We start from the raw sequence: 25547 nt of genomic DNA on the forward strand, positions 1-25547 counted from the left end.
ACCAGATCGCCGAATCCGCGCCGCACGCCGACGCCGGAGCCGGGTGAGGAGCTGAAGGATCTTCATGGCCAGGAGCAGCCTCGCTCGCTGCCACCACGATCCTTCGCACGCCGACGGCTGTCCGCCGGTTCCTCGCCCCCGGTCCCGCCCGGCTTGGGCGGGTGCGGCGGCGGTGATCGGTGAGGCGGGCGCCGGTTTCGTCTCGCTCAGGCGGGTGTGGCGGGGGTGAGCCGAAGGGCGAGGTGGTCGAGGGAGACGCCGAGGACGTCGGCCAGGGCGGCGATGGTGAAGAAGGCGGGCGTGGGGATGCGGCCGGTCTCGATCTTGCGGAGGGTCTCGGCGGACATCCCGGCCGCGGCGGCGACCTCGACGATGCTGCGGTCGCCGCGCACGTCGCGCAGCAGCAGGCCGAGCTGCTCGCCGCGCCGTCGCTCTTCGGGGGTCAGCGAGGGTCGGACCATGCGTGCAAGTCTACAGCCGGGATGCACAGATCAGCGCGATACAAATACCGGTATAGTTATCGACATGGTGGAGATCAAGACATCGGCGGAGATCGACGCGATGCGCGAGGCGGGCCGCGTGGTGGCGCGGGCGCTGCAGGCGATCGTCAAGCACGCGGCGGTGGGGGTTCGGGTCGACGAGCTGGACGAGGTGGCGGCCGGCGTCATCGCTGAGGCGGGTGCCAAGCCCGCGTTCCTGGACTATCACCCGCCGTTCGCGCCGACGCCCTACCCGGCGGTCATCTGCGCGTCGATCAACGACGTGATCGTGCACGGCATCCCGGACCGTTACCGGCTCAAGGACGGCGACCTGGTCAGCATCGACTGCGGCGCCTACCTTGACGGGTGGGCGGGCGACTCGGCGGTCAGCTTCGTGGTGGGGCTGCCGCGCGTCCGTGACGTGGCGCTCATCGAGGCGACGCAGGAGGCGCTGCGGGCGGGCATCGCCGCGATGCGGCCGGGCAACCGGATCGGCGACATCGGGCACGCCATCTCCTCGGTCGCGGTGGCGGGCGGCTATGGCGTGCCGATCGACTTCGGCGGGCACGGGATCGGGCGGCGGATGCACGAGGACCCGCACGTGGCCAACCATGGGCGGCCGGGCCGCGGGCTGGTGCTGCGGCCGGGCATGGTGCTGGCGATCGAGCCGATGTTCACCGCGGGCGGCGACGGCCGCTACCATCCGGCCTCCGACGGGTGGGCGTTGCGGACCGTTGACGGCTCGCGCGCGTCCCATAGCGAGCACTCGGTGGCGATCACCGACGATGGGCCCGTCATCCTCACCGAAGTTTAGGAGCCGTGTGGTGTGGTCGGTTGCGGGCCCGTGGTGGTCTCCTGTACCACGGGCCCGCAACGTTCCCGGAGGCGCTCCCGGTTGAGGGTCAGGGGGTCAGGGGGTCAGGGCGTTGAGGCGCAGGCGGATGATCGTGGCGGCGGCCGGTCCCGCCTCCCAGCTGCCGTCCAGCGGGGTGACGGTGACGTCGCCCGCGGCCAGCAGGGTGCGGTCGGCGTCGGTCACTGGGTCGGGCGCGGCGGCCGGCAGGGGCAGGATGCGGTAGCAGGTGGCGCACGCGGTGGAGTCGAGGGTGTAGTCGGTGGAGAAGGGCAGCGAGGTCCCCAGCTTGGCGACGGTGACCTTGCCGTTGGGAGTGACGGGGTAGTTGACGTTCAGCGCGGTGCGGGCGGGCAGGACGGCGCCGCGTGAGGTCGCCGCCAGCCGGTCGACGAGTTTGACGGCGAAGGCGATCGACTGGTCGGCGCTGGGGAAGGAGCCGCCGCTCCTGGCGACGCTGACCGCCACGGCCGGGATGCCGCCGGTGATGGCGGTGATCGTCGCGGCGACGGTGCCGGAGTAGTTGGCGGTCGCGGCGACGTTCTCGCCCGGGTTGGGGCCCGACACCACCAGGTCCGGCGGGTTGCCCGCGAACACGACGCGCGTCCCGAACGCGACGGCGTCGCTGGGACTGCCTCCGACGGCCCAGACGCCGGGCTCCTTCTGGGTGGCCTGCAACGTGGTGCCGAACCTGGCGTTGATCGCGGTGCCGGTGATGCTGACGTCGCTGTCGGGGGCGACGACCGTCACCTCGTGGCCCGCCTCGATCAGCTTCTGGCGTAGTCCTTGCAGGTAGACCGAGGTGTAGCCGTCGTCGTTGGTGAGCAGGATGCGCAGGTGGCGCGGCTCGTGCGCCTGGGCCGGGGCGGGGTTCGCCACTGCCAGGAAGGTGAGTAACAGCAGGGGGATAAGGGCGATGCGCTTGAACACGGTCTGTCTCCTTGCCGGCTCTTACCTTCGCGCCGGAGCGGGTCCGCGGTGACGCTCGGGATGGGGTGACGCTTCGGAATGTAAGAGGCGGCACGGCGGCGGGGGAAGATCGTGCGACCCCAGATGAACCCCTGATTAACGGGTGAGGCGGTTCATGCCGGGCGGACGGGCTGGCGCAGCAGCGTGCGCGGGTCGGGGTCGTCGAAGGCCGTCAGGTACACCTCGTGGTGCGGCCCGTTGGGAACCAGTGCGTGCTCGTCCATGAACTCCTCCATCGCCTTCAGCGTCACGGGTTCCTCGCTGAAGGGGCCGTGGTGCAGCATCTGCACGCACGGTCCCTCGGTGAAGACGGCCACCCGTACGCGGTCGACGGCCGCGCCGCTCGCGCGTACGGACTCGCGGGCCTGCTCCAGCCGTCCGGGCTCGGGTGCGGCGGGCAGGGGCAGCAGCAGGTGCCAGCGCCACTGCTCGCGCGGCACCTGCAGCCCCGGCCGCTCGTCCTCCACCCACCACAGGCCCTCCAGCGGTCCGGCGGGGCCGCCCATCGCGCCGGCGACGGCGTGCAGGGCGCTGATCGCGGACAGGTGCTCGGTTCCGCCGGGCTCTCCCAGGCCGGTGACGTTCAGGCAGGTGACGGGGCCTTGGGTGGTCAGTTCGGGGTTCATGACTCCTCCTCCAAAGGGATCATCAGGTGGGTGATCAGCTGGTCGGGCGGGGTGCGGGCCGGGTCGGAGACGTACACCTCGCGGATCGGGCCGCGCATGGGGTGGCGGCGTTCGGCGCACCAGGCCAGGACGGCGTGGGCGGTCAGGGAGATCTGGTCGTAGGGGCCGAGGTGGGTGGCGGCGGCGAACGTGCCGCCGGGCAGTACGTCCACCTGTGCTCCCCCGCCGGCCTGCCAGCCCTCTGCCAGGACGAGCGCGGCGCTCACGTCGAACTCGTCGGCCAGGTCGACGGGGAACAGGCCGATCAAGCGCGGGCCGCCGGCCGCCACTCCCCCACCGGGGAGCGCTGCAGGCATGTCAGCGGCAACTGGGCTCCTGCCGGAGTTCCCGGCGGGCGCTGCGGAGTCGGAGCCCATGTCGGAGCCCATGTCGGAGCCCATGTCGGAGCCCGCGTCGGTGCCCGCGTCGGATCGGGTCTGCGGCTCGTACAGCAGGCCGGCCGTCAGGCGGGACATCGCGGCGCTGGTGGCGCGGCCGATGTCGGCCGTGCCGGTGGCGCGTTCGCGGACGAGCGCGACGCGGTGGGCCGGTTCGGTGACGATGCGGACCTGGGTGGCGGGCAGGCCGTCGGTCATGACGCGTTCCAGGGAGGCCAGCGTGCGCCGCCGCCGGGCCAGTTCGGCCTCCAGTGAGTCGTGCACGGACTCCAGGGCGCCTTCGGTGCCGGCCAGGACCTGGCCGACGACGGGCAGCGGGACGTCGAGCGATCGCAGCAGCCCGATCGACATCGCTGTGCGGGCCTGCGCGGCGCGGTAGTAGCGGTAGCCGGTGGCGGTGTCCACGCAGGCGGGCCGCAGCAGTCCGATCTCGTCGTAGTGCCGCAGCTGCTTCACGCTCAGCCGGGTGAGCCGGGCGAACTGCCCGATCGGCAGGAGGTCGTCGTCCACGTCCCCCAGCATGGTGCCTCCCACTGCGGGAGAGTCCAGCTGGGGCTTGTGCCTGAGGTATACCGCGTTCACATGAACGCGGCGGGCCCTTTTCTGGGTGCCGGGTGGCCGGTGGCGGGGGCTCAGCCCGAGGTCGTCCTCGGGCGTCCCTTGCGGCGGATCTTGATGTCGCGCATGTCCGTCACCGCGACGCGCAGCAGGCGGTAGGAGTACCCGTGGCCGTCCAGGGCCGCCATCGCGGCCGCGGTGGCCTCGTGCTCGCCGTCGTCGGGGCCCGCGGGGATCTGGCAGCGGAAGGTGAACGCCGACACGCTCTGGTCGTGGGTGAACGTCCCGGCCTCGGTGAAGGCGGCGCCTGCCGCGGCTCGTACGGCCTCACGCGCGGCCTCGTCCAGGCCCTCGAACGTGCCTCGGATCGTCACTCTGAACAAGGGTCAGTCCTTACGTGTGGCGTAGGTGCGAAGACGCTCTCCGAGCAGGTCCTCGTAGACGTCGATGAGTTCGAGCACGGCTGCGGCGATCGTGTCGGCGCTCTGCCGCGCGGTGGTGCGCTCGCCGATCTCGGCGTACACCAGGGCGTGGAAGCCGCCGATGTGCCAGGCCACCATGCGGGGCAGGGGGTCGCCGGGCGCGGCGCCGCTCTCCTGGGTCAGGACGGCGGCCAGTTCGTCGGTCATCTGCCGGCCGAGGTCGCCCAGGCGGGCGGTGAGGGTGGGGGCGGCGCGCATCATGTCGAAGACGCGGCCGAAGCCGTCGGTCAGGCCGATTGTGCGTTCGCGCCGCCGTACCTCCTCGCGCAGGTGCTCCAGCACGGCGGGGACGGCGGCCTGCCCGGTGGGGCGCCGGCGCACGATGTCGGCCAGGCGCTGGGGTGAGGCCTCCTCGGGCGGCAGGACGAGGTCCTCCTTGGTCGGGAAGTAGTTGTAGACGGTGTTGACGGACACCTCCGCCGCCGCGGCGACTTCGGCGATGGTGACGTGTTCGAAGCCGCGTTCGACGAACAGGGTCGTGGCGGCGTCGCGGATGCGGTGGCGGGTCTGCTGCTTCTTGCGTTCCCGCAAGCCCTCGGTCATGCCGAATAGCTTAACTCAACTCCAAACTTTAAGTCGATTGCAACTTTGGAGTGGAGTGTGGTTCTATCGGCGGCATGCCTGAACCAGCCATCCACGTCCGGGGCCTGACCCGTACCTTCACCCTCGCCAAAGGCCCCGTCCACGCCGTACGCGGCATCGACCTGACCGTGCGGCGCGGCGAGATCCTCGGCTTCCTCGGCCCCAACGGCGCCGGCAAGACCACCACCGTGCGCATGCTCACCACCCTCCTGCCGCCCAGCGGCGGCCACGCCCAGGTGGCCGGGCACGACCTGCTCGCCGACCCCGCCGGGGTACGCCGCCGCATCGGCTACGTCGCCCAGTCCGGCGGCCTCGACCCCGGCTGCGGCGTACGCGAGGAGCTCATCACCCAGGGCCGGCTGCACCGCCTGACCAGGAGGCAGGCCGGTGAGCGGGCCGAGGAGCTGGCCGGCGACCTGGCTCTGGCGGAGCTGATGGAGCGGCCGACCGCCGCCCTGTCCGGTGGCCAGCGCCGCCGCCTGGAGATCGCGCTGGGCCTGGTCAACCGGCCGCAGGTGCTCTTCCTCGACGAACCGAGCACCGGGCTGGACCCCGGCAGCCGCGCCGAGCTGTGGGAGCTGGTCCGCCGCATCCGCGCCGACCACGACACCACGGTCTTCCTGACCACCCACTACCTCGACGAGGCCGACGCGCTCGCCGACCGCATCGTCGTCGTGGACGCCGGAGCGGTCGTCGCCGAAGGCACCCCCGCCGAGCTCAAGTCCCGCCACACCGGCGATCCGGCCGCCAGCTTGCAGGACGCCTTCCTGGCCATCACCGGCCGCACCACCGCCGGCCAGCCCCTGCCCATCTAGACCCACCTGCCCATCTAGACCCACCTTCCATCCAGACCAGCTTGTCCATCCAGACCCACAGGAACACAGACCTCATGACCCTGCTCACCGACACCGGCATCATCTTCGGCCGCTACCTGCGCGCCACGCTGCGCTCCACGACCAGCCTGCTGTTCGGCATGCTGCAGCCGCTGCTGTTCCTGACACTGTTCGGCCCGCTGCTGACCAGGCTCGACCTCGGCGTGGGCGGATCGTCCTGGCAGGCGCTGGTGCCCGGCGTGCTCGTCCAGCTCGCCCTGCTCGGCGGCTCGTTCGTCGGGCTCGGCCTGCTGGTGGAGCGCAACCTCGGCGTCATCGACCGCATGCGCGTCACCCCGGTCAGCCCCCTGGCCCTGCTGCTGGGCCGTACGCTGCGCGACGTCGTGCAGCTGATCGCCCAGTCGATCCTGCTCGTCGTGCTCGGCGTGGCCTTCGGGCTGCGCGCCCCGCTGGCCGGGATCGTGCTGGGCCTGCTGTTCGTCGCCGTCCTGGCCGCCGCCCTGTCGGCCCTGTCCTACGGGCTGGCCATGAACGTCGGCACACCACCGGAGTTCGCGGCCATCGCCAACACCGCGGGCATGCCGCTCATGCTGCTGTCGGGCCTGCTGCTGCCGATGAGCCTGGCGCCGGGCTGGCTGGAGGCCACCTCCCGCGTCATCCCGTTGCGCTACACCGTCGAGGCGGTACGGCAGCTCTTCCAGGGCCACTACGCCAATGGCAGCGTGCTGGCCGGTGCCGCCGTCACCGTGGCCCTGGCGGCCGTGTGCGTGTTCGGCGGCGCCCGCCTGTTCGGCCGCAGGCGGGCCTGACCGGAGCTCAGGCGCTCAGGCGCTCAGGCCGAGAGCCGCCGCCGTCACGGCCCGGGCCCGGCGCGGCTCCAGCAGCAGGTCCACCGAATCCGACAGCTGGTCCACGCACCCCACCACCGGCAACCCCCTGATCACCGGGTCCGACACCGATCCCAGCAACGCCTGGACGAACCGGTCGCCCCCGATCACCCGGAAGGGCCGGTCGTGGAAGTCCCGTATCCGCTCATCCAGCGGCTCGGCCAGCGCCACCCGGTTCTGCAGTGCCGCCAGCCGGCCGTATGCGGCGGCCAGCCCGTCCTCCCGCTCCCGCCATGACCGGGCGGCCACCGCCAGCCCCAGCGACTCCCCCAGCTCCGTCGAGCCGGGCATCCGCGCCAGGGCGCTGCCCAGCCATTTGGCGTAGGGCGGGTAGCGGCGGCGCAGCAGCAGCGCCAGCCGCATCACCTCCCGGCTCAGCCGTGCCCCCACGACGGCTGAGCCGAGCTCATCCCCCACCTCTCCCGACCGGCCGGGGAACGGCTCCTCCTGGGCGATGCGCCGCCACTGGCAGGCCAGCACGTAGCGCCACACATCGCCCGGATACCAGCGCAGCGCCGCCCGAGCCTCCTCCAGCCCGCCCAGCCCGTCATGGAAGACCTCCCCTGACGTCACCTCCGCCAGGCTCTGCCAGGGCACCGACAGCCAGTCCAGCAGCGACACCCCCCGCCGCGGGTCGAACCCCAGCCGCCGCACCAGCCACGCCCGCAGATCGGCGACGATCACGCCCGGCCGCCGGGAGCCGTGATAGTCGAACACCGTCTCCAGCCCCCGAAACCGCTCGGGAAGGCCGGCCAGCACCTGCGCCTGCACCTGCTCCACTCGCTGCGGCTCCACGAACACCAGCACCCGCGGACCCCAGTCGTGATCGGCGGAGCGGCCGGTGTCGAACGCCAGCACCTCCGACCCAGGTCCGATCAACGCGGCACTGTGCGGCACGCGCTCCACCAGCGGCGCCACCACCTCGGCATAAAAGGCTCGGGACAACTCGATACCAGGCACAAAATCGGACATCACACTGTCAACTGTGCCTGACGGCCTGCCGAACCTCATCCGATTTTCCGGCCGCCCCGAACGGCACCCTGAACACAGCCCCGAACCCCGCCCGTACGCCGCCTCGGGATAGCCCTGAGACCGCCACCGATGCGCCCCGCACCGGGCCCCGCACGCCCCGGACACTGCGCGCCCGGGGCGTAGGCGTGCCTGACATCGCCCGCAAGCTGGTCATCCCAGAGGGCAAGAACAAGGGCCGGCATCCCTCGGTGGCCAGCGTCTACCGGGTGCTCGCCGACGGCGAGAGCGCCGTATTCCGAACTCCGCCGGGGCCCCATCGCTGTCGGCGCCAAGAGGTTCCTCGGCACCGACAGCGATGGTCACCTCTACAGCCAGGGATCACCCCATGCCACGTTTCGAGCAGCACGGTAGAGATCGCCGTACCGCTTGGACACGTTCTCCTCGCGCAGCCCGTCCGCACACAAGGTCAGCGTGACCAGACCCTTGCGAGTGCGTGGATGACGAAGAACGCGGCTTTTCGCAGGTATCGCAGGCGCGGACGTCGCGATGACATAGGAGAACTTCTCGTCCTCGAACCCCAGCTCCGCTGACTTGAGCCGGCGGTGCAGCCCGGTGCGGGGCAGCCGAGCGGAGAAGTGACACCAATCTCCTCCCGCAAGCGGACACGAGGCAGAGTGCGGGCACGGCGCCGCGACGCGCATGCCGAGACCGATCAGCTCGTCGCGAGCGGCCAGGACGCGAGCATGTCCCGGCGGTGTGCCGGGTTCGACGATGGCGATCGTCGCGGCCTGACCGGCCAGCCACCGTACGACCGGATCGCGCACAGCCGCCGGCAGTTCTCCCAGCACGTAGGACAGCGTGATGAGATCTGCTGGTGGCGTGTTGAGATCGGCCCGGATCTGCGATCTGCGCCACGTCGCGTTCCTGACCGCCGGATGGATGGCCGAGGCGGCGAGTTGGCGGCCGAGCTCGATGACGGCCGGGTCGCGCTCGACCACGGTGACGTGCCGTAGGGATGGCCAGGTGGTGGTGGCCGCCCAGACGGCAGCGCCGGTGCCGCCGCCGAGGTCGAGGTGACTGGCTGGTTGGAAATCGGGCACGCACGCGGCGGCTTGGGTGAGCGCTGCGGTGATGGCGGCGTAGGTGGCGGGCATGCGGGTGGTGGCGTAGGCGGCCACGTCGAGCGCTGAGCGAAGAACCGGCTCGTGGATGGGCTGCCGGTAGCGTGCGGTGAGCCGGCCCGCCGCCCGGGCCAGGTCCTGCTCGCGGTGACGAGTCGCCAGGGCGTCGAGGGCATGGCTGAGCTCAGCCGGAAGAGTGATCATCGATTTCCCCCGGGGGCTCAGGCAGCGCGCAGCGGTCGCCAGGCGACCACGGTGATGGCGGTCATGGCGGCAGCGGCCACCCAGAACGGCGTGGTGATCGTCACGGCTTGGGCGATCAACCCGCCGAGCAGCGAACCGGCCGCGGCGCCGCTCACCTGGGTGAGGGCGTAGACGCTGCCGACCCGGCCGCGCAGTTCGTCTGGCACCGCTCGCTGGACCTGGGTGGACACAATGATCCCCCAGATCACGCTGTGCACGCCGAAGACGAGCAAGATCCCCGCTGCGACCAGCGGCTGTGTCGTGGCCGCGAGAATGGTGTGCGTGCAGATCTCGACGATCAGGCCGCCACGCAGCAACGTCCTGGCCCCGAATCGTTGTCTCAGCCGCGGAGCGAGGAAGCTGCCGGCCAACCCGCCGAGCCCGAAGGTGGTGAGCAGGAGACCGTAGCCGACTTCGCTGAGCCCCAGCCGCTGCTGCGCGTAGAGCGCGAAGATCGCGAACGCGGCGCAGAAGGCCACGTTGGCCACGCCCATGGTCACCGCGAGCGTGCGCAGCAGCCGATGCCGCCACAACCAGCTGATCCCGGCCGCGATGTCCTCGCGCACGCTGCCGCCGACGTGGCCGGATCCGGACGGGGGGATGCGGGCGGCCGAGGTCAGTGCCGCCGCGATGAGGAAGGTTGATGCGTCGGCCGCGAACGGCAGGGCCGCGCCGACGGCGAACAGCCAGCCGCCCAGCGGCTTGGCCAGGATCTGGTTACCCAGGACGCTGGTGGTCGCCATCCGGGAGTTGGCCTTGGTCAGCTGCTCAGGTGTGACGGTGACGGGCACCAGCGCGGAAAAGGCCGTGTCGACGACCGTCTCACCGGCACCAAGCAGGAAGAACACGAGGTAGATGAGGGGGACGGAGGCGGTCGAGGTGGCGACCGCGATGGCCAGGACGGCCAAGGCCAGCCCGCGCAGGAGGTTGACGACGATGACCAGGCGGCGGCGGTCGAGCCGATCGACGTAGACGCCGCTGATCAGGGCGATGATCAGCCAGGGCAACTGCTGGGCGAAGGCGGCTCCGGCGACAAGGGCCGGGTCGCTGGTGAGGGAGGCGACGAGCAGCGGTCCTGCCGCCATCGTGATGCCGTCGCCGACGTTGGACACCGCCGAAGCGGTCCACAGCTTGGAGAAGTCCGCGCCGAACCGCGCGGACTTGAGGGCACGCAAAACAGAGCTCCTCAGCAAAGGAAACGGTCAGAGATCGAAGACCGCTTCGCCGCGAGGAGCGTCGACCTGCTGCTTAGCGGGCGCGCCCTCGCGTCGAAACGGTGACCGTGACCTTGCTCTGCTGCATCAGTACCTCCAGGGCGCGACCAATATCACGCAAAGGCTAGCCCACTTCGTCTCGGCCTACTCGGCCGCGCCCTGTACCGACGATCACATATCGGGCCTCACCGCGGTGGGCCAGCGGAGTCGGCTTCCGGCTCCAGGTGACGGTTCATGTCGAGCTCGAAGCGCCCGTAACCGGCCGCCGCGACCGTGTCACCGGCCGGCGCCGCCGGGAGGTCACGGTGGATGAGCTGGAGGTGCTCGCGCACGCCCTGGCCGTGCCCCTCCTGCTGCTGATCTTCCCTGTCGGCGACCTGGACCGGGTTCCCACCACCCCGCTGGAGCCGGCCGTTCACCCGCGTATGGCCTGGAAGACCGCCACAGGCGCGGAGCCACCGGTACGAGTGCACACCGACGACAAGCCCTACGCCGACCGCAGCACCATCGGCCGCAACGGCCTGACCCGCCTGGAAGCCTGGCGCACAGTGGTACGGCCGATCGAGCTCTACCAACAACTCTCCGACGAGACCCAACACATGATCAAGGCCACCGGCCGACTAACCCACCTCGACCAGGTCAAGCAAGGCCACTTCTCAGAAGCCCAGCATCTCCGCGAGGTCCGCCAACACCACCTGACCGAGATGGCCACACTGATGGAGACGATGATGGACAGCGGCATCCGCACGCCCGCCTACGATGCGCAGACAGCGCAGGACATCATCGAGACCGGGCTGCTGGCACGGCCCGAGGCACTCCAGGCTCTGCCCGCCTCGGCAGAGGACGACTGATCGAGCGAGGCTTTCAGATTACGCAGGGCTACATTGCGTCCGGTCGCAGCGACCCGAGCGATGGGCCTGATGGGCCGCGACCCGCAACCACGCGACACGTCCGGCTACGTCGAACCCGCTCTGTACGACACAGCGCGGGGAGCTCACTCGTGCCGCAGGCGGCGCGCCAAGGCCTTACGCCACCCGCGACGCCATGACCGCGCGGCGCCGGTAGCCGATCCGCTCGTACACCCCGATCGCCGCCGGATTGTCCTCATCCACCATCAGCGCCGCCCGGCCCCGCGCCGCCACCAGTTCGCCCGAGGCCCACCGGCACAGCCGATGTGCCAGCCCCCGCCCGCGAAACCGGGCCGCCGTCGCCACCCCCGCCAGGAAGCCGACCGACGGGGCGCTCCACGCCTCGGCCGCCACCGCCGCCAGCTCGCCGCCGCTGCGCACTCCGGCCCATCGCCGCACTCCGGGAACGCCCGGCACCGCGTACGAATCCGGCGCGGCGACCGCCAGCAACCCGGCCACCTCCACCTCCATCTCCGGCTCCAGCCACCCGGCCGCCGCCTCCCCCGAAACCGGAGCAGGAGCCGGAGCGGGAGCCGGAGCCGGGGCGGGAGGGCCGGGCAGGCTCATCCACCAAAACGTGCCCGCCACCTCCAGCTCCGCCAGCCTCGCCGTCACCTCTGCCACCAGCCCGGCCTCGCCCACCGGCCGATACGACGGCCCCATCTCGCCCAGCGCATGCCGTACCAGCCGCGTCGCGCACGCCGCGCCGCCCCACACCGCCAGCCGGTCACGACGCGACAGCCCCGGCGAAGCCGCCACCACCGCCTCACCCGCCGCCCACACCCGCACGCCGCCCGACAACCCCTGCGCCGCCCACATCAGCAGATCGTCGTCCCCGCACGCCGAGCGCACCTCATCCAGCCGCGAAAGCTCAACGATCACAGAATCGAGCCCGGCCGGTAGGCCGCCGCCTCGGGGTAGGCCGCCACGACCTCGCCCACCGACCGTGACACCGCCGCCACCTGCTCGGCCGCCGCCCCGGTGAACGACACCCGGTCGGCCAGCAGCGCCGCCAGGCCCGCACGGTCCAGCGGGAAACGCTCATCGGCAGCCAGCCGGTCCAGCAGCTCATTGGCCGCGCCTTGCGAGCGCATCGCCAGCGCCGAAGCCACCGCGTGCTCCTTGATCAGCTCGTGTGCCTGCTCGCGGCCCACCCCGGCGCGGACCGCCGCCATGAGCATCTTCGTGGTCGCCAGGAACGGCAGGTAGCGGTCCAGCTCCGCCGAGATGACCGCCGGGAAGGCCCCGAACTCGTCCAGGACCGTCAGCATCGTCTCCACCAGCCCGTCGAAGGCGAAGAAGGCGTCCGGCAGCGCCACCCGGCGCACCACCGAACACGACACGTCACCTTCGTTCCACTGGTCGCCCGCCAGCTCGGCCACCATCGAGGCGTAGCCGCGCAGCACCACCGTCAGGCCGTTCACCCGTTCGCACGAGCGGGTGTTCATCTTGTGCGGCATCGCCGACGAACCGACCTGCCCCTCCTTGAACCCCTCCGTCACCAGCTCATGGCCGGCCATCAGCCGGATCGTCTTGGCCAGCGAGGAGGGCGAGGCCGCCAGCTGTACCAGGGCCGAGACGACCTCGAAGTCCAGCGAGCGCGGATAGACCTGTCCCACGCTGGTCAAACGCCGCTCGAACCCCAGATGCGCGGCAACCCGCCCCTCCAGCTCCGCGAGCTTGTCGCGGTCGCCGTCCAGCAGGTCCAGCATGTCCTGGGCGGTGCCCACCGGCCCCTTGATGCCCCGCAGCGGGTAGCGGGCGATCAGCTCCTGCAGCCGGGCGAAGGCCACCAGCAGCTCATCGGCCGCCGAGGCGAACCGCTTGCCCAGCGTCGTGGCCTGCGCCGCCACATTGTGCGAGCGGCCCGCCACCACCGTCGCCTCATGCTCCTCGGCCAGCCGCGCCAGCCGGGCCAGCAACGCCACCACCCGATCGCGTACCAGCAGGAGGCTGTCGCGTATCTGCAGCTGCTCGACGTTCTCCGTCAGGTCGCGCGAGGTCATGCCCTTGTGCACCTGCTCGTGCCCGGCCAGCGCGTTGAACTCCTCGATGCGCGCCTTCACATCGTGGCGCGTCACCCGCTCCCGCGCGGCGATCGAGGCCAGATCGACCTGCTCGACCACCTTCTCGTAGTCGGCCACCGCGCCCTGCGGGACCGTGACCCCGAGTTCGGCCTGCGCCCGCAGCACCGCCAGCCACAACCGCCGCTCGGCGATCACCTTGTACTCGGGAGACCACAACCGGGCCAGCTCCGGGGAGGCGTAACGGGCGGCCAGGACGTCAGGGATACGCGGCTTGGAAGTCACGTCGGACAAGTCTATTCACACAGCTGCGCCCGCACGGCACCAGGCCGGACGGGCGCAGCACCCCCTGACTTACGGGGTCGGAGCCAATACCTTCGCCTCTTGCCGCTTCGGCTCGGCCGGCTTGCGCCGCAGCCGCTCCTTGGCCCTTTCCACCATCGTGTACAGGGTCGGAACCAGCACGAGCGTCAGCAGGGTCGAGGTGATCAACCCGCCGATGACCACGACCGCCAGCGGCTGGGAGATGAACCCGCCCTGCCCCGTCACACCCAGCGCCATCGGCGTCAGCGCGCAGATCGTGGCCACCGCCGTCATCAGGATCGGCCGCAACCTGCGCCGGCCGCCCTCGATCACCGCCTCCACGATCCCCAGCCCCTGAGCGCGGTACTGGTTGATCAGGTCGATCAGCACGATCGCGTTGGTCACCACGATCCCGATCAGCATCAGCATGCCGATCAGCGCCGGCACACCCATCGCCGTATCGGTGGCCACCAGCAGCCCGATCGCGCCCGTCGCGGCGAACGGAATCGACACCAGCAAGATCAGCGGCTGCACGAAGCTGCGGAACGTCGCCACCATGATCATGAACACGATCGCGATCGCCGCCAGCATCGCCAGCCCCAGATCCGCGAACGCGTCCTGCTGATCCGCCGACGCGCCACCGATCTCATAAGAGGCGCCCGCGGCGAGCTTCACTCCGTCCAGCTTCGTCGTCAGCGCCTGCGTCACGCTGCCCAGGTCCGAACCCGTCGCCTTGGCCGACACCGTCGCCGAGCGCTCACCGTCGATCCGCGTCACCTGCGTCGGTCCGGCGACCTGCTCGACATCGGCCACCGACGACAGCTTCACCAGGCCCGTCGCCGTGACCAGCTTCAGCTTCTCGATCTCCTTGACGTCCTGGGGCGCCTCACCCACGCGCAGCACCAGGTCACTGGCCCGCCCGTCCATGGTCAGCTGACCCAGCGGCGCGCCGCGGAACGCCTGCGCCACCGACTGCCCGATCTGCGCCTCCGACAGCCCCTTGGCGGCCGCCTTCTCCTTGTCGACCCGTACCTCGACCCGCGGCGCGCTGGCCTCCAGGTTCGACGACACATCACGCAGGCCCGAGACCTGGCCCATCGCCGTCTTGACCGCCTCCGCCGCGCTCCGCAGCGTCTGGGCGTCGGCCGCCTGCACGACCACGTCGATGGAGTCGGAGGAGAATCCGCCGCCGCCCGAACCGCCGACCGTCACCTCGCCGATGCCCGAAAGGCCGCTCAGCTTGTCGCGCAGCGCCTGCTCCACCGCCGGGGTGTCGGCGCCGTCCTTCAGCGTCAGCGAGTAGGAGGCCCGATCCGCGCCGCCGCCGGCGCCGCCGCGCATCGCGTTGCCGCCGCCGACGTTGACCTGGTACGTCTCCACGCCGTCCAGGCTGGCCAGGAGGCCCTCCACCTTCTTGGCGGCCGCGTCCGTGGTGGCCAGGTCCGTGCCCACCGGCATCTTCTGCGACACCGAGATCGTGTTCTGGCCCGCCGAATCCAGGAAGTTGGTCTGCAGCCTGCCCGCCAGCCCCAGCGTGCCGACCATCACCGCCAGCCCGATCAGGATCGTCACCAGCTTGAACCGGGTCGCGAAACGCAGCACCGGCAGATAGGCGCGCTGCAGGGGGCTGCGCAACTCCTTGGCCTCGGCCGCCTCCCGCTGCGCCCGCGCCTCCTCCGGCGTCAGCACCGGCGCCTTCAAGAACCAGTACGCCATCACCGGCACCACCGTCAGCGACACCACCAGCGAGGCCAGCAACGCCACCGCCACCGTGACCGCGAACGGGCCGAACAACTCACCCACCATGCCACCGACCACCGCGATCGGCGCGAACACCGCCACCGTCGTCAGCGTCGAGGCCGTCACCGCGCCCGACACCTCGCGAACCGCCGACAAGATCGCCGACAGCTTCGCCTCGCCGTAGCCGAGATGGCGCTTGATGTTCTCCAGCACCACGATCGAGTCGTCCACCACCCGGCCGACCGCGATCGTCAGCGCGCCGAGCGTCAGCATGTTCAGTGAATAGTCGCCCGCCCACAACGCGATCAGCGCGATCACCACCGACAGCGGGATCGACACCGCCGTCACCAGCGTCGAGCGCACCGACAGCAGGAACACCAAGATGACCAGCACCGCGAACACCAGGCCCAGCAGGCCCTCGGTGGTCAGGCTCTCGATCGACTGCTGGACGTAGGGGGCCTGGTCGAAGACCACCCCGACGGCCGTCTCCGACGAATCGCCCAGCGACCTGCCCAGATCGGGCAGCTTCTCGCGGATGGCGTTGGAGATCGACACCGCGTTGCCGTCGGGCATCATCGTCACCGACACGCCCAGGCTGGTCCGGCCGTCGGTACGGGTGATCGTCGTCGCATCGGCCAGGCCACGGGTGATGTCGGCCACCGAACCCAGCTTCACCGGCTTGAGCGGCTTGGGCTGCGCGAGCGTGGCCGTCTGCGCCGGACGGCCACCCGGCTGCTGCTGCCCGCCCGGCCTGCCCTGCTGCGGCTGCGCCTGCGGCTGGGCCTGGGCCGGGGTGGCCTGCGGCTGGGCCGGAGTCAGATACAGGTCCTTCAGCTTGTCGATCGAATCGACCCGCTCACCCACCTGCACCGTCAGCGAGGAGGAGCCGGAGTTCAGCGTGCCCGCCGGGATCGGTGTCCCGTTGGCCTTCAGCACCTCCGGGATCTGCGCCGCCGACACCCCGGCCAGCGCCATCTTCTTCAGGTCCGGCTTGATCGTGACGACCTCGTCACGGGTGCCCGTGACCGTCGCCTCCCGTACCCCCTGCACGGCCTGCAACTGCGGCACCATGATCTGGCGCAGCTTGTCGGCCATCGCCCGCTCATCGCCGCCGTCGCCCACCGCCAGCACCAGCACCGGAATGTCATCGGTGTTACCCGCGACCACCTGCGGATCCACACCGGAGGGCAACTGCGGCTGCACCCGGCTGACCGCCAGCTGCATCTTGCTGATCGACGCCTCGATGTCGGTGCCGAAGGCGAAGGCCACCTGAACCTGGGTCATGCCCTCCTTGGAGGTGGAGGTCATCTGCTCCATGCCGGGAATCCCCTGGAAGGAGTCCTCCAGCGGCTTGGTCACCTGATCTTCCACGATCTCGGGCGAAGCCCCGGGATAGGACGCGATCACGAACGCGCCGGGAAACGACAGCGACGGCAGCAACTGCTGCTTGAGCTGCGGGATCGTGAACGCGCCGAACGCGGTGATCACGATCGACAGTAAGATCACGAGGCTGCGGTTGGCAAGACTCAACCGGGCGAATGCGGTCATGAGCGTCCCTTCAGAATTCGCCCCAGACTAACACTTCGCCTTGTACGAATATTTAGCCTGCCTTGGCTTTCCTGATAACATTCTCAGGAAGCGAGAGGTGAGTGTGGACGACGAACGCCAAGACCTGATCCGCCGGATCACCGAGACCCAGCGCGGCCTCGGGCGGGCCCTCAGCCAGACCCGGTCCCCGTTATTCACCTCCAACCTCACCATGCGCCAACTCAAGGTCGTCATGCTGCTGTCCCACACCGGCTCGGCCTCCGGCCAGGAGCTCGCCCAGAACCTCGGAGTCGGCCTGGGCACCGTGACCGGCATCGTCGACCGGCTGGTCAGCCATGGGCTGGTCAGCCGGCGCGAAGACCCCCACGATCGCCGCGTGCGCCGCATCGAGCTGACCGACGCGGGCGCCCAACTCCTGGCCGAGATCAACGACGTGGGCCTCGATCACTACCGGCGCATCATGGACCACCTCGACACCGAGACCCTGCGCCGCCTGCTGCAGGTGACCACTCGCGTCCGCGAGGTCGCCGACCGGCTCTATCCGTGACTCTCCGTGCGCTCGGCTCCTAAATGAAGGTATTTATTCGATTATGTGTTTGAGTTTTTGGCCCCGCCCGAGCGCCTTTACAAAGTAGATTCTTCGGACATGCGAGACAGAACCGGCGGCAGGCCGTTCTCGTGGACGATCGTCAGGCGGCGGGTGGCCCTGGTCACCGCCACATAGAGGTCCTGGCCGCCCATCGGCGACTGCGCCATGATGGCCGCCGGCTCCACCACGATGACGGCGTCGAACTCCAGCCCCTTGCACTGGGTGACCGTCAGGACCACCACGGGCGCCTCCAGGTCGCCGCCTCCCGGCAGCAGCGCCGCCACCCGCGCATGAGCGGCGTCCGGGGCCAGGACGGCCAGGCGGCCCTCACCGATGTGCGCCAGTTCCTCGGCCACCAGCGCGGGCAGGCCGCCGAGGCCCATCCGGACCGCGCGCGGCTCGGCCTCCCCGTCCCTGACCGACTCCGGCACGCTCTGGGACGGATCGACCACGCGCAGGACGTCGGCCGCGACCCGCATGATCTCCGCCGGAGTCCGGTAGTTGACCAGCAGCCGCTCCTCGCGCCAGCGGCCACGCACGTAGGGGTCCAGAACCTCGCCCCACGAGCGTGCGCCCGCCGCCGAACCCGTCTGCGCGATGTCGCCCACCACCGTCAGCGAGCGGGCCGGCACCCGGCGCATGACCATCCGCCACGCCATCGCCGACAACTCCTGCGCCTCATCCACGATCACGTGACCGTAGGCCCACTGGCGGTCGGCCGCGGCCCGCTCGGCGGTGCTCAGGTCCGGGCCGGTGTCGGCATGGCGATCGGCCAGGACGTCGGCCCGGTCGAAGATGCCCTCCTCCAGCAGGCCCGTGCTCTGCAGCACCTCCTGGGCGTAACGCTCGGCCTCCTGCCACTCGCCCTCGGCATCGCGCGAGGCCGACCGCTCGGCCGAGTCGTCCTCGCCCAGCAGCTCGGCCGCCTCATCCAGCAGCGGGATGTCACCGACCGTCCACGGCGCATCCGCCGACCGCACCAGCGCCCGCCACTGCAGCCCCGGAGGCGAGACCTGCCACAGCGTCTCCGGCGAGGCCAGCAACTCGCCGATCAGGCGCTGCGGCGTCAGCTCCGGCCACAACGCCTGCACCGCCTCGTATATCGCCGGCTCCTGCCACAGCCGCGCGGATGCCAGCGCCAGATCGACCTCGTCCAGATCGCGCTCCAGCTCGAGCGGCTCGGCCAGCTCCGGATCCTCCCATTCCATCTCCGCCAGCCGCAACGCCTCCTCCACCGCCCGCGCCTCGGCCCGCGCCAGCTCCTTCAGCAGTTCGGTGACGAACAACTTGCGCGCCATGTTGTGCGGCAGCCGCACCGCCCGCGCCCGCTCCCGCAACGCCACGCACACCGCGCGCGGCACCCGCAGCACATGGCCGTCCAGCGCCACCTCCAGATCGCCCTCGGGCAGCCGCTGCCGCTCACGCACCGCCGCCGCCACCACCTCGGCCATCCGCGCGTCGCCCTTGACCACCGCCGCCTGCGGCCCGTCGGCCGCCGTCGCGCGCACCCCGGGGAACAACTCCCCCACCGTCGACATCACCACCTGCGTCTCGCCCAGCGCCGGCAGCACCTGGCCGATGTAGCGCAGGAACATCGGATTGGGCCCCACCACCAGCACACCCCGCCGCTCCAGTGTGTCGCGGTGGGTGTAGAGGAGGTAGGCGGCGCGATGCAGCGCCGCGACCGTCTTGCCGGTGCCGGGGCCGCCCTGCACCACCAGCGCCCCCTGCAGGGAGGCGCGGATCACCCGGTCCTGCTCGGTCTGGATGGTGGCCACCACGTCACCCATCCGGCCCGTGCGGCCCCGGCGCAGCGCCGCCAGCAGCGCCGCCTCGCCGACCAGCATGCGGCGCTCGCCCTCGCTCATCCGCTCCAGATCGAACACCTCGTCATCCAGGCCCACCACCGTGCGGTCGCGGGTGTGCAGGTGACGGCGGCGCAGCAGGGCGCCGGGATCGCTGGCCGTGGCCACGTAGAACGGGCGGGCCGCCGCAGCGCGCCAGTCGACCAGCACCGACTCGTGCTCCTCATCGCGCAGCCCGATCCGGCCGATGTAGGTGGTCTCGCCGCCGCTCTCGTCGATCCGGCCGAAGCACAGACCGCGCTCGACGCCCTCCAGCTGGGCGAGGCGCCGCGCCTGCTCCGAGGCGCTCACCTCACGCTCGACCCTGGCCTGGCGGGTGCCCAGCGCACCGCCCCGGCCGTACACCTCACGCAGCACCGCCCGCGCCCGCTCACGCGCCGCGTCGAGTCTGCCGTAGAGCATGGACACGGTCCCCTGCTCGACGTCAAGGGCTTCCGCGAGAGCATCTTGACGATTAGCCATTCGCTGGTATACTCCTAACGGGAGGCTTTTATATAGCTTTTGACTTTAAGTGCCAAGTGAGCGAGCTTACCGCCCCTCCCGCCTTCCCGCAACCGCCCGCGCGCACGCAGCGCATGCCGCCTCTCACGCAGGCGCGCCCGCCGCTGCGCGGCCCCGCCCACAGCGACAGGGGCCCGCGATGCCTCAGGGCCCTGCGACCGGGGCCGAGGAAGCGGCCCCGACCGGGGCGGCTTCCTCGGCTGACTCAGGCGACGCGATGGTCGTCGAGGGCATCGAGATTCCAGTCGATCCCGATGCCGGGAACATCGGGCGGCCTCACCTGGCCGTCCTCGATCACCAGCGAGCTATGGGTGATCGCCCGCAACTGCGGGATGTGCTCGACGTACATCCCGTTCGGCACGGCGGCGGCCAGGCTGACGTGCAGTTCCATCAGGAAGTGGGGGCTCACCGCGACGTTGAACGCCTCGGCGGCGTGGGCGACCTTCAGCCAGGGGGTGATCCCGCCGATGCGGGCCACGTCGACCTGCACGATGCCGACCGCGCCCGCGGCCAGGTAGTCACCGAAGCGCTGCAGGGAGTAGAGGGATTCGCCGACCGCCACCGGCACCGAGGTGGAGGCGGCCAGTCTCCGGTGTCCGTGCAGGTCGTCGGCCGGCAGCGGCTCCTCGAACCAGGCGATGCCGAGCGGCTCGTAGGTCCGGGCGCGCCGGATCGCCTCCGCGCAGGTGAAGGCCTGGTTGGCGTCGACCATGACCTCCAAGCCCGGTCCCACCGCCTCGCGCACGGCCGCCAGGCGCTCGGCGTCTTCGGCCAGCGACGGCCTGCCCACCTTGACCTTCACCCCGCGCATCCCGGCTGTGGCCGCTCGCTTCGCGCCGTCCACCAGTTCCTCCACAGGCAGGTGCAGCCAGCCGCCCTCGGTGTCGTAGACGGGCAGCCGCTCGTGCGCGCCACCCGCCATCCGCCACAGCGACTCACCGCTGCGGCGGCCGCGCAGATCCCACAGCGCGGTGTCGACGGCGGCGAAGGCCAGTGAGGTGAGGGCCCCGACGGTGGTCGCGCGCGTCTGGTCGAGCATGTGCCGCCACAGCGCCTCGACCGGCCGGGCGTCGCGGCCCAGCAGTGCCGGGACCAGGTGGTCGGTGATGAGTGACATGACGGCCCGCCCGCCGGTCCCGATCGTGTAGGAGTAGCCGGTGCCGCACAGCCCGTCGGAGGTGTGCACGGTGACGAGCACCGTCTCCTGCTTGACGAAGGACTGCATCGCATCGACGCGGACGGCCGCCGGTTGCAGGTCGACCATCTGGACGTCGATTCGTTCGATTCGGGTCATGTCATGTGCTCCTGGACAGGGCCGATGAGGGACTCACTTGAGCGCACCCAGGGTGATGCCGCTCGTGACGTAGCGCTGGAAGAGCAGGAAGAGGATGACGATCGGGAACGTCGCGATGACGAGGCCGGCGAAGAAGGCCCCCTGGTCGCTGACGAACTGGCCCTGGAAGGAGAGCAGGCCGACCGACAGCGTGCGGTCCTGCGGGCGGCTGAGCAGGACGACTCCGAACTGGACCTCGCTCCACACGAAGATGAGCCCGAGCAGCGTGACCGAGACGAAACCGCCCTTGCTGACGGGCAGGACCACGCGCAGCAGCGCGGCCAGTTCTCCGTAGCCGTCGATCTTGGCCGCTTCGAGCAGTTCCCGCGGCACGGCGGCGAACACCGAGCGCATGATGAGAGCGATGGTGGGCGTCATGAACGCCGCGTAGACCAGCGAGATGCCCGCCACGCTGTTGAGCATCTGATACCTGCCCAGCAACTCGAACGTCGGGATCAGCGCGACGACCAGCGGGACGCTCAGGGCCAGGACCATGAGGCGGCTGACCGTGTTCGACAGGCCCCTGCTCGCCCGGGCCAGGCCGTAACCGGCGAGGCTGCCGCAGGTCACGCCGATGGCCAGGCTGCACAGTGCCACCAGCACGCTGTTGATGATGTACCTCGACAGCGGCGCGCCACCGACCACGCCCCGCCAGGCGTCGGCGTAGTTCGACAGCACCCACTTACCGCCCAGCCCCAGCGGGTGGGCGTAGATGTCGCTGGTCGGGTGCAGCGACAGCAGCAGCATCGACACGAACGGCACGAGCGTGATCGCCGTCCAGACCAGCAGGAGTGTGTAGCCGGCGTACCAGAGGGGGCCGTGTCGCCACAGCGATCGCCGCCGTGCGGCCGACCGCGTTCGGCCGGCGGTGCGCGGCCCCGTCATCGCGTGTCCAGGCTCTGCTGGCGGAAGATCCGCATGACCATGATCCCGATGACGGCGACGATCAGCGTCGTGATGACCGCGGTGGCCGAGCCGTAGCCGTAGTCCTGGTCGACGAAGGACTGCTTGTAGACCAGCACCGGTAGGATGCTCGTGGAGTTACCCGGGCCGCCTCGGGTCATCGCGTAGATGATGCCGAAGGCGTTGAAGGAGAACACCGAGGTCAACGTCGTGATCGTGCCCAGCATCGGCACGATGTTCGGCAAGGTGATCCGAAACAGCCGTCCGGCCGCCCCGACGCCGTCGAGCGTGGCCGCCTCGTGCACCTCCTCAGGGATGGTCTGCATCGCGCCCAGCAGGATCAGCATCGCGTACCCGGTCTGCGTCCACACCGCGACGAAGATCGCCGCGTACAGTGCCGTCGAGGACGACGCCAGCCAGGCGTGATCGTCGCCGAGCCCGAGCAGGGCCAGCAGTGAGTTCACCACGCCGGTCGTGGGCTGGAAGGCGTTGGACCAGAAGATGCCCGCGATGCTGACCGGGATGATCACCGGCAGGAACCAGACGACCTTGAAGATCCGGGCGCCGGGGACCTTGCGGCTGATCGCGTTGGCCAGCAGACAGCCGAGGGTCACCGTGCACACCACGGTCCCGAGGAAGAACTGCAGGCTGGTCCCGATCGACTCCCAGACCAGCGAATCACCCAGCAGCCGCCGGTAGTTGTCCAGGCCGTGGTAGGCGACCGCGCCGATGCCGTCCCAGCTGCCGAGGCTGATGCGCACCGATCCGGCGATCGGGTAGGCCACGAGCGCGAGCAGCAGCACCAGGGCCGGGGCCAGCACCGCGATCGGGAAGATCCGTGCCCTGCGGCGAGGCGGCCGCGGCGTGCCGGCCGTCGCCGGCATGACTTTGTCGGCGCTCATCAGTCCGACGCTCCCGACACCTTGCCGGACTGCAGGTCCTCCAGCGCCGACTGGTACTGCCGCGCCGCCTGCTGCGGGGTCAGTTTGCCCGCCACGAGCTTCTGCAGCACCGGCACCGAGAACGCCTGCCCGAGGGTGGAGGGCACCGTGGAGTCCCAGATGTTGACCGATCCGACGGACTGCGACAGCTCGAACTGCTGCTGCACCAGGTCGCCGAGGTTGGACAGGCTCGATGCGGGGATCGAGCTGAACACCGGGAGCGAACCGGTGGCGGCCACGACGCTGACCTGGTACTTGTCGGTCATGAAGAACTGAAGGAACTTCTTGGCCAGATCCGGGTTGGCCGCCTTGACCGGGACCACCAGGGTGTCACCGTTGAAGGCGTCGAAGGGCGTCTTTCGGCCCGGGGTGAGCGGGGGCAGCAGGAACCAGCCCATCTCAAAAGAGGGCTTGGCCTCCTTCAGGCTCGCGTGGGTGTAGTTGCCGCCCTGCAGCATCGCGAGTTTTCCGCTGGTGAACAGCCCCTGGGCCTGGTCGGTGTCCATGCCGAGCATCCCGTTCTGGTAGATGCCCTTGTTCTGCCAGTCCTGGATCGTCTGCAGCACCTTCACGAAGCCGGGGTCGGTGTACTTGACGTTCGTGGGGGACCCGGGTGTGAAGTTGGTGAGCAGGGCGTCGTAGTCCTCGGCCGGCACCGCGGTGGGCAGCAGCGCGTCCAGGGTGTGCCCCAGGTCGTACGGGCTCGAACCGCCCACGCCGAATCCCTGGTAACCGGCGGCCTTGACCTTGCCCACCATGGACTCGAAGTCGGCGACGGAGGCGACCTGGTGGTCGATCGGGTCGGGGATGCCGGCCTTGGTGAAGGCCGCCTTGTTGTAGTAGACGGGGTTGATCAGCAGTTGCTCGTACAGGACGCCGTAGTGCTGGCCGTTGGTCGTGTAGTAGTCGACCTGGCTCTTGGAGTACTTGTCCGCCAGGCCGGCGGCCTTCCAGACCTCCTCCAGCGGGGTGAGCTGCTTGTTCTTCAGCAGCGCCGACCAGACACCCGTGCTGCGCTGGAGGTAGCCGATGTCCGGGGTGCCGCTCGAGCTGAGCAGGGCCACATTGGGGCCGCGGGAGCTGGCGGAGTCGACGCCCTCGAAGGTGACCACCGTGCCCGGGTTGGCCTTCTCGAAGTCCTTGCCGACCTGCTGCATGGCGGCGGCCAGCGGCCCGGTGGGGATCTGGACCCGCAGCGTCTTGCCGTCGCCGCCACCTGGTCCGGTGCCGGTGCCGCACGCGAGGACGGCGGCCGCGAGCAGGAGGCCGGCCAGGAGGGGCCTGGCTACCTGGACAGTTCTAGACAGTGACACGGGAGTCGTCCTTCCAGGGCGCCGACAGCTCTATGGCGATGACGTCGATGAGCGCGCCGGTCGGTGGTGGCACGGTGATGAACAGTTCGCCGAGCGGCTCGTCGTCCGCTCCGTTGGCCTTGTGCACTTCCTCGTTGAAGCTGTAGTGCAGCGGTTGCTCGGTGCCGAGCAGGCGAACGCCGACGACCGAGCCGATGGGAACGTTCCTGACGATGAGCACGTCCTGCGGCCGCAGCAGCAGGTGGAGGTAGAGATTGTTGCCGCGCTGCGTGGCCGGGCCGTGGAAGTCGAGACGTTGCGGCGCGGGCGCGGCCCCCACGATGCTCTCGCCGTGGCCGGCCAGCCAGCCGCCGAGCTGCTTGAGCGTGGCGACCTCGGTCGGCACGAGCGAGCCGTCACCTCGCGGCCCGATGTTGAGCAGGAGGTTGCCGCCCCGGGAGGCGACCTCGCTCAGGTAGGAGGCGAGCAGCCGCGGGCTCTTGTAGTCGAGGTCGTCGGGCCGGTAGGCCCAGCTCTCGCTCATGGTGAGACACAGCTCCCACGGTCCGCCCGGCGGCCGGCGCGGCATGCCCTGCTCGGGGGTCGCGTAGTCGCCCTGGCCCGGCAGCCGGTCATTGATGATCACGTCCGGCTGCAGGGATTTGATCAGCTCGCGCAGCTCGGCGGCGTGCCACTCCTCCTCGGTACGCTCCCACTCCCCGTCGAACCACAGCAGGTCGATCGTGCCGTACTCGGTGAGCAGTTCGGTGAGTTGTCCCTTGACGTAGCCGAGGTATCGCGCCCACTGCTGCGGTGTGGGCCGCCGGTGATGGTCGTGGGAGTAGGGACGATCGGCGTCGGTGAAGGCCGGGTAGTCGGGATGGTTCCAGTCGAGCAGCGAGTAGTAGAGGCCGACCCGCAGGCCCTCGGCGCGCAGGGCGTCGAAGAACTCCCGGGTGATGTCACCCGCGTACGGCGAGGCCGCGATGGAGAAGTCCGACTGCCTCGTGTGGTACATCGAGTACCCCGCGTGATGGCGGACGGTGAAGACCACGTAGCGGGCACCCGCGTCGCGGGCGAGCCGCGCGACGGCTCGCGGATCCCAGCGCCGCGGGTCGAAGGTGGCCGCGCTCGCCTGGTACTGCGTGATGGTCATGTCGGCTTCGGGTTGTGTGCGGCCCGGAAGAATCGAGTGGCCGACCAGGGGCCAGCCGATCTCCACGCCTTGCTGACTCGCATGGTCCCAGTGCACGAACAGGCCGAAACCCGCCTCGCCGAACCAGTCGGGAATGCTCACGAGCTCATCCTTTTGCGTTGGGCAAGCCTGCCCAGATCGGATACGAT

General features: G+C 70.3%; 23 protein-coding genes. 5 read left to right on the top strand and 18 right to left on the bottom strand.

Annotated features, from left to right (window positions below):
- Positions 1-206: 206 nt before the first annotated feature.
- A complete protein-coding gene (locus AB0H88_RS16385) occupies positions 207-461 on the bottom strand; it encodes a helix-turn-helix transcriptional regulator (RefSeq protein WP_357645069.1) in 255 nt (84 codons plus the stop codon).
- A 64-nt stretch (positions 462-525) separates the two neighbouring features.
- On the opposite strand from AB0H88_RS16385, the gene map reads away from it, so the two are divergent.
- Entirely contained in the window at positions 526-1293 is a 768-nt protein-coding gene (gene map / locus AB0H88_RS16390; RefSeq protein ID WP_357645070.1) for a type I methionyl aminopeptidase, read from the top strand.
- Between the two features lie 96 nt (positions 1294-1389).
- Here map and AB0H88_RS16395 read toward each other — a convergent pair whose 3' ends face one another.
- The 5 genes from AB0H88_RS16395 to AB0H88_RS16415 all read right to left on the bottom strand — a co-directional run bounded on the left by AB0H88_RS16395 (position 1390) and on the right by AB0H88_RS16415 (position 4947).
- The gene (locus tag AB0H88_RS16395; protein WP_357645072.1) at positions 1390-2262 is read right to left on the bottom strand and encodes a 5'/3'-nucleotidase SurE; all 873 of its coding nucleotides are present in this window, start codon (positions 2260-2262) and stop codon (positions 1390-1392) included.
- A gap of 152 nt (positions 2263-2414) precedes the next feature.
- Positions 2415-2927, bottom strand: a complete 513-nt coding sequence (locus tag AB0H88_RS16400; protein WP_357645074.1) for a hypothetical protein — start codon at positions 2925-2927, stop codon at positions 2415-2417.
- Positions 2924-3886 carry a MerR family transcriptional regulator gene (locus tag AB0H88_RS16405; protein ID WP_357645076.1) on the bottom strand — a complete coding sequence of 321 codons (963 nt, stop codon included), beginning with the start codon at positions 3884-3886 and terminating at the stop codon, positions 2924-2926. The genes AB0H88_RS16400 and AB0H88_RS16405 overlap by 4 nt, the downstream gene beginning before the upstream one ends.
- Positions 3887-3996: 110 nt before the next feature.
- On the bottom strand, positions 3997-4296 hold the full coding sequence (locus tag AB0H88_RS16410; RefSeq protein ID WP_357646387.1) for a DUF6204 family protein: 300 nt from the start codon (positions 4294-4296) through the stop codon (positions 3997-3999).
- Positions 4297-4308: 12 nt separating this feature from the next.
- Entirely contained in the window at positions 4309-4947 is a 639-nt protein-coding gene (locus AB0H88_RS16415; RefSeq protein WP_357645078.1) for a TetR/AcrR family transcriptional regulator, read from the bottom strand.
- A 74-nt stretch (positions 4948-5021) separates the two neighbouring features.
- On the opposite strand from AB0H88_RS16415, the gene AB0H88_RS16420 reads away from it, so the two are divergent.
- The gene (locus tag AB0H88_RS16420; RefSeq protein WP_357645080.1) at positions 5022-5801 is read left to right on the top strand and encodes an ATP-binding cassette domain-containing protein; all 780 of its coding nucleotides are present in this window, start codon (positions 5022-5024) and stop codon (positions 5799-5801) included.
- 74 nt (positions 5802-5875) lie between these two features.
- Entirely contained in the window at positions 5876-6628 is a 753-nt protein-coding gene (locus AB0H88_RS16425) for an ABC transporter permease (protein WP_357645082.1), read from the top strand.
- Between the two features lie 15 nt (positions 6629-6643).
- Here AB0H88_RS16425 and AB0H88_RS16430 read toward each other — a convergent pair whose 3' ends face one another.
- The 3 genes from AB0H88_RS16430 to AB0H88_RS16440 all read right to left on the bottom strand — a co-directional run bounded on the left by AB0H88_RS16430 (position 6644) and on the right by AB0H88_RS16440 (position 10217).
- Positions 6644-7678, bottom strand: a complete 1035-nt coding sequence (locus AB0H88_RS16430) for a DUF4037 domain-containing protein (RefSeq protein WP_357645085.1) — start codon at positions 7676-7678, stop codon at positions 6644-6646.
- Positions 7679-8043: 365 nt separating this feature from the next.
- Positions 8044-9003, bottom strand: a complete 960-nt coding sequence (locus tag AB0H88_RS16435; RefSeq protein ID WP_357645088.1) for a small ribosomal subunit Rsm22 family protein — start codon at positions 9001-9003, stop codon at positions 8044-8046.
- Positions 9004-9020: 17 nt separating this feature from the next.
- Positions 9021-10217, bottom strand: coding sequence for an MFS transporter (locus AB0H88_RS16440; RefSeq protein ID WP_357645090.1), 1197 nt, complete (start codon positions 10215-10217; stop codon positions 9021-9023).
- Between the two features lie 263 nt (positions 10218-10480).
- Here AB0H88_RS16440 and AB0H88_RS16445 point away from each other — a divergent pair, with 263 nt between their 5' ends.
- Positions 10481-11107: a hypothetical protein gene (locus AB0H88_RS16445; RefSeq protein ID WP_357645092.1), complete on the top strand. Its 627-nt coding sequence runs from the start codon at positions 10481-10483 to the stop codon at positions 11105-11107.
- Between the two features lie 174 nt (positions 11108-11281).
- Here AB0H88_RS16445 and AB0H88_RS16450 read toward each other — a convergent pair whose 3' ends face one another.
- From AB0H88_RS16450 to AB0H88_RS16460, 3 genes are all read right to left on the bottom strand, one after another.
- The gene (locus tag AB0H88_RS16450; RefSeq protein WP_357645094.1) at positions 11282-12046 is read right to left on the bottom strand and encodes a GNAT family N-acetyltransferase; all 765 of its coding nucleotides are present in this window, start codon (positions 12044-12046) and stop codon (positions 11282-11284) included.
- The gene (gene purB / locus AB0H88_RS16455) at positions 12043-13473 is read right to left on the bottom strand and encodes an adenylosuccinate lyase (RefSeq protein WP_357645096.1); all 1431 of its coding nucleotides are present in this window, start codon (positions 13471-13473) and stop codon (positions 12043-12045) included. Before purB ends, AB0H88_RS16450 begins: the two co-directional genes overlap by 4 nt.
- Before the next feature lie 69 nt (positions 13474-13542).
- On the bottom strand, positions 13543-16779 hold the full coding sequence (locus AB0H88_RS16460) for an efflux RND transporter permease subunit (RefSeq protein ID WP_357645098.1): 3237 nt from the start codon (positions 16777-16779) through the stop codon (positions 13543-13545).
- A gap of 97 nt (positions 16780-16876) precedes the next feature.
- On the opposite strand from AB0H88_RS16460, the gene AB0H88_RS16465 reads away from it, so the two are divergent.
- The gene (locus AB0H88_RS16465) at positions 16877-17326 is read left to right on the top strand and encodes a MarR family transcriptional regulator (RefSeq protein ID WP_357645100.1); all 450 of its coding nucleotides are present in this window, start codon (positions 16877-16879) and stop codon (positions 17324-17326) included.
- A gap of 77 nt (positions 17327-17403) precedes the next feature.
- Here AB0H88_RS16465 and AB0H88_RS16470 read toward each other — a convergent pair whose 3' ends face one another.
- The 6 genes from AB0H88_RS16470 to AB0H88_RS16495 all read right to left on the bottom strand — a co-directional run bounded on the left by AB0H88_RS16470 (position 17404) and on the right by AB0H88_RS16495 (position 25500).
- Complete coding sequence (locus AB0H88_RS16470; protein WP_357645102.1) at positions 17404-19695, bottom strand: ATP-binding domain-containing protein; 2292 nt, start codon at positions 19693-19695, stop codon at positions 17404-17406.
- A 244-nt stretch (positions 19696-19939) separates the two neighbouring features.
- The gene (locus tag AB0H88_RS16475) at positions 19940-21028 is read right to left on the bottom strand and encodes a mandelate racemase/muconate lactonizing enzyme family protein (protein WP_357645104.1); all 1089 of its coding nucleotides are present in this window, start codon (positions 21026-21028) and stop codon (positions 19940-19942) included.
- Between the two features lie 33 nt (positions 21029-21061).
- Positions 21062-21952 carry a carbohydrate ABC transporter permease gene (locus tag AB0H88_RS16480; protein WP_357645105.1) on the bottom strand — a complete coding sequence of 297 codons (891 nt, stop codon included), beginning with the start codon at positions 21950-21952 and terminating at the stop codon, positions 21062-21064.
- A complete protein-coding gene (locus tag AB0H88_RS16485) occupies positions 21949-22872 on the bottom strand; it encodes a sugar ABC transporter permease (RefSeq protein WP_357645107.1) in 924 nt (307 codons plus the stop codon). Before AB0H88_RS16485 ends, AB0H88_RS16480 begins: the two co-directional genes overlap by 4 nt.
- Positions 22872-24224 (bottom strand): extracellular solute-binding protein, encoded by a 1353-nt coding sequence (locus tag AB0H88_RS16490; protein ID WP_357645109.1) that lies wholly within the window; start codon positions 24222-24224, stop codon positions 22872-22874. Before AB0H88_RS16490 ends, AB0H88_RS16485 begins: the two co-directional genes overlap by 1 nt.
- The gene (locus tag AB0H88_RS16495) at positions 24211-25500 is read right to left on the bottom strand and encodes an alpha-L-fucosidase (RefSeq protein ID WP_357645112.1); all 1290 of its coding nucleotides are present in this window, start codon (positions 25498-25500) and stop codon (positions 24211-24213) included. The genes AB0H88_RS16490 and AB0H88_RS16495 overlap by 14 nt, the downstream gene beginning before the upstream one ends.
- Between the last annotated feature and the right edge of the window lie 47 nt (positions 25501-25547).

Origin of the sequence: Nonomuraea sp. NPDC050680, assembly GCF_040654555.1 — a bacterium.
GTDB lineage: Bacteria > Actinomycetota > Actinomycetes > Streptosporangiales > Streptosporangiaceae > Nonomuraea.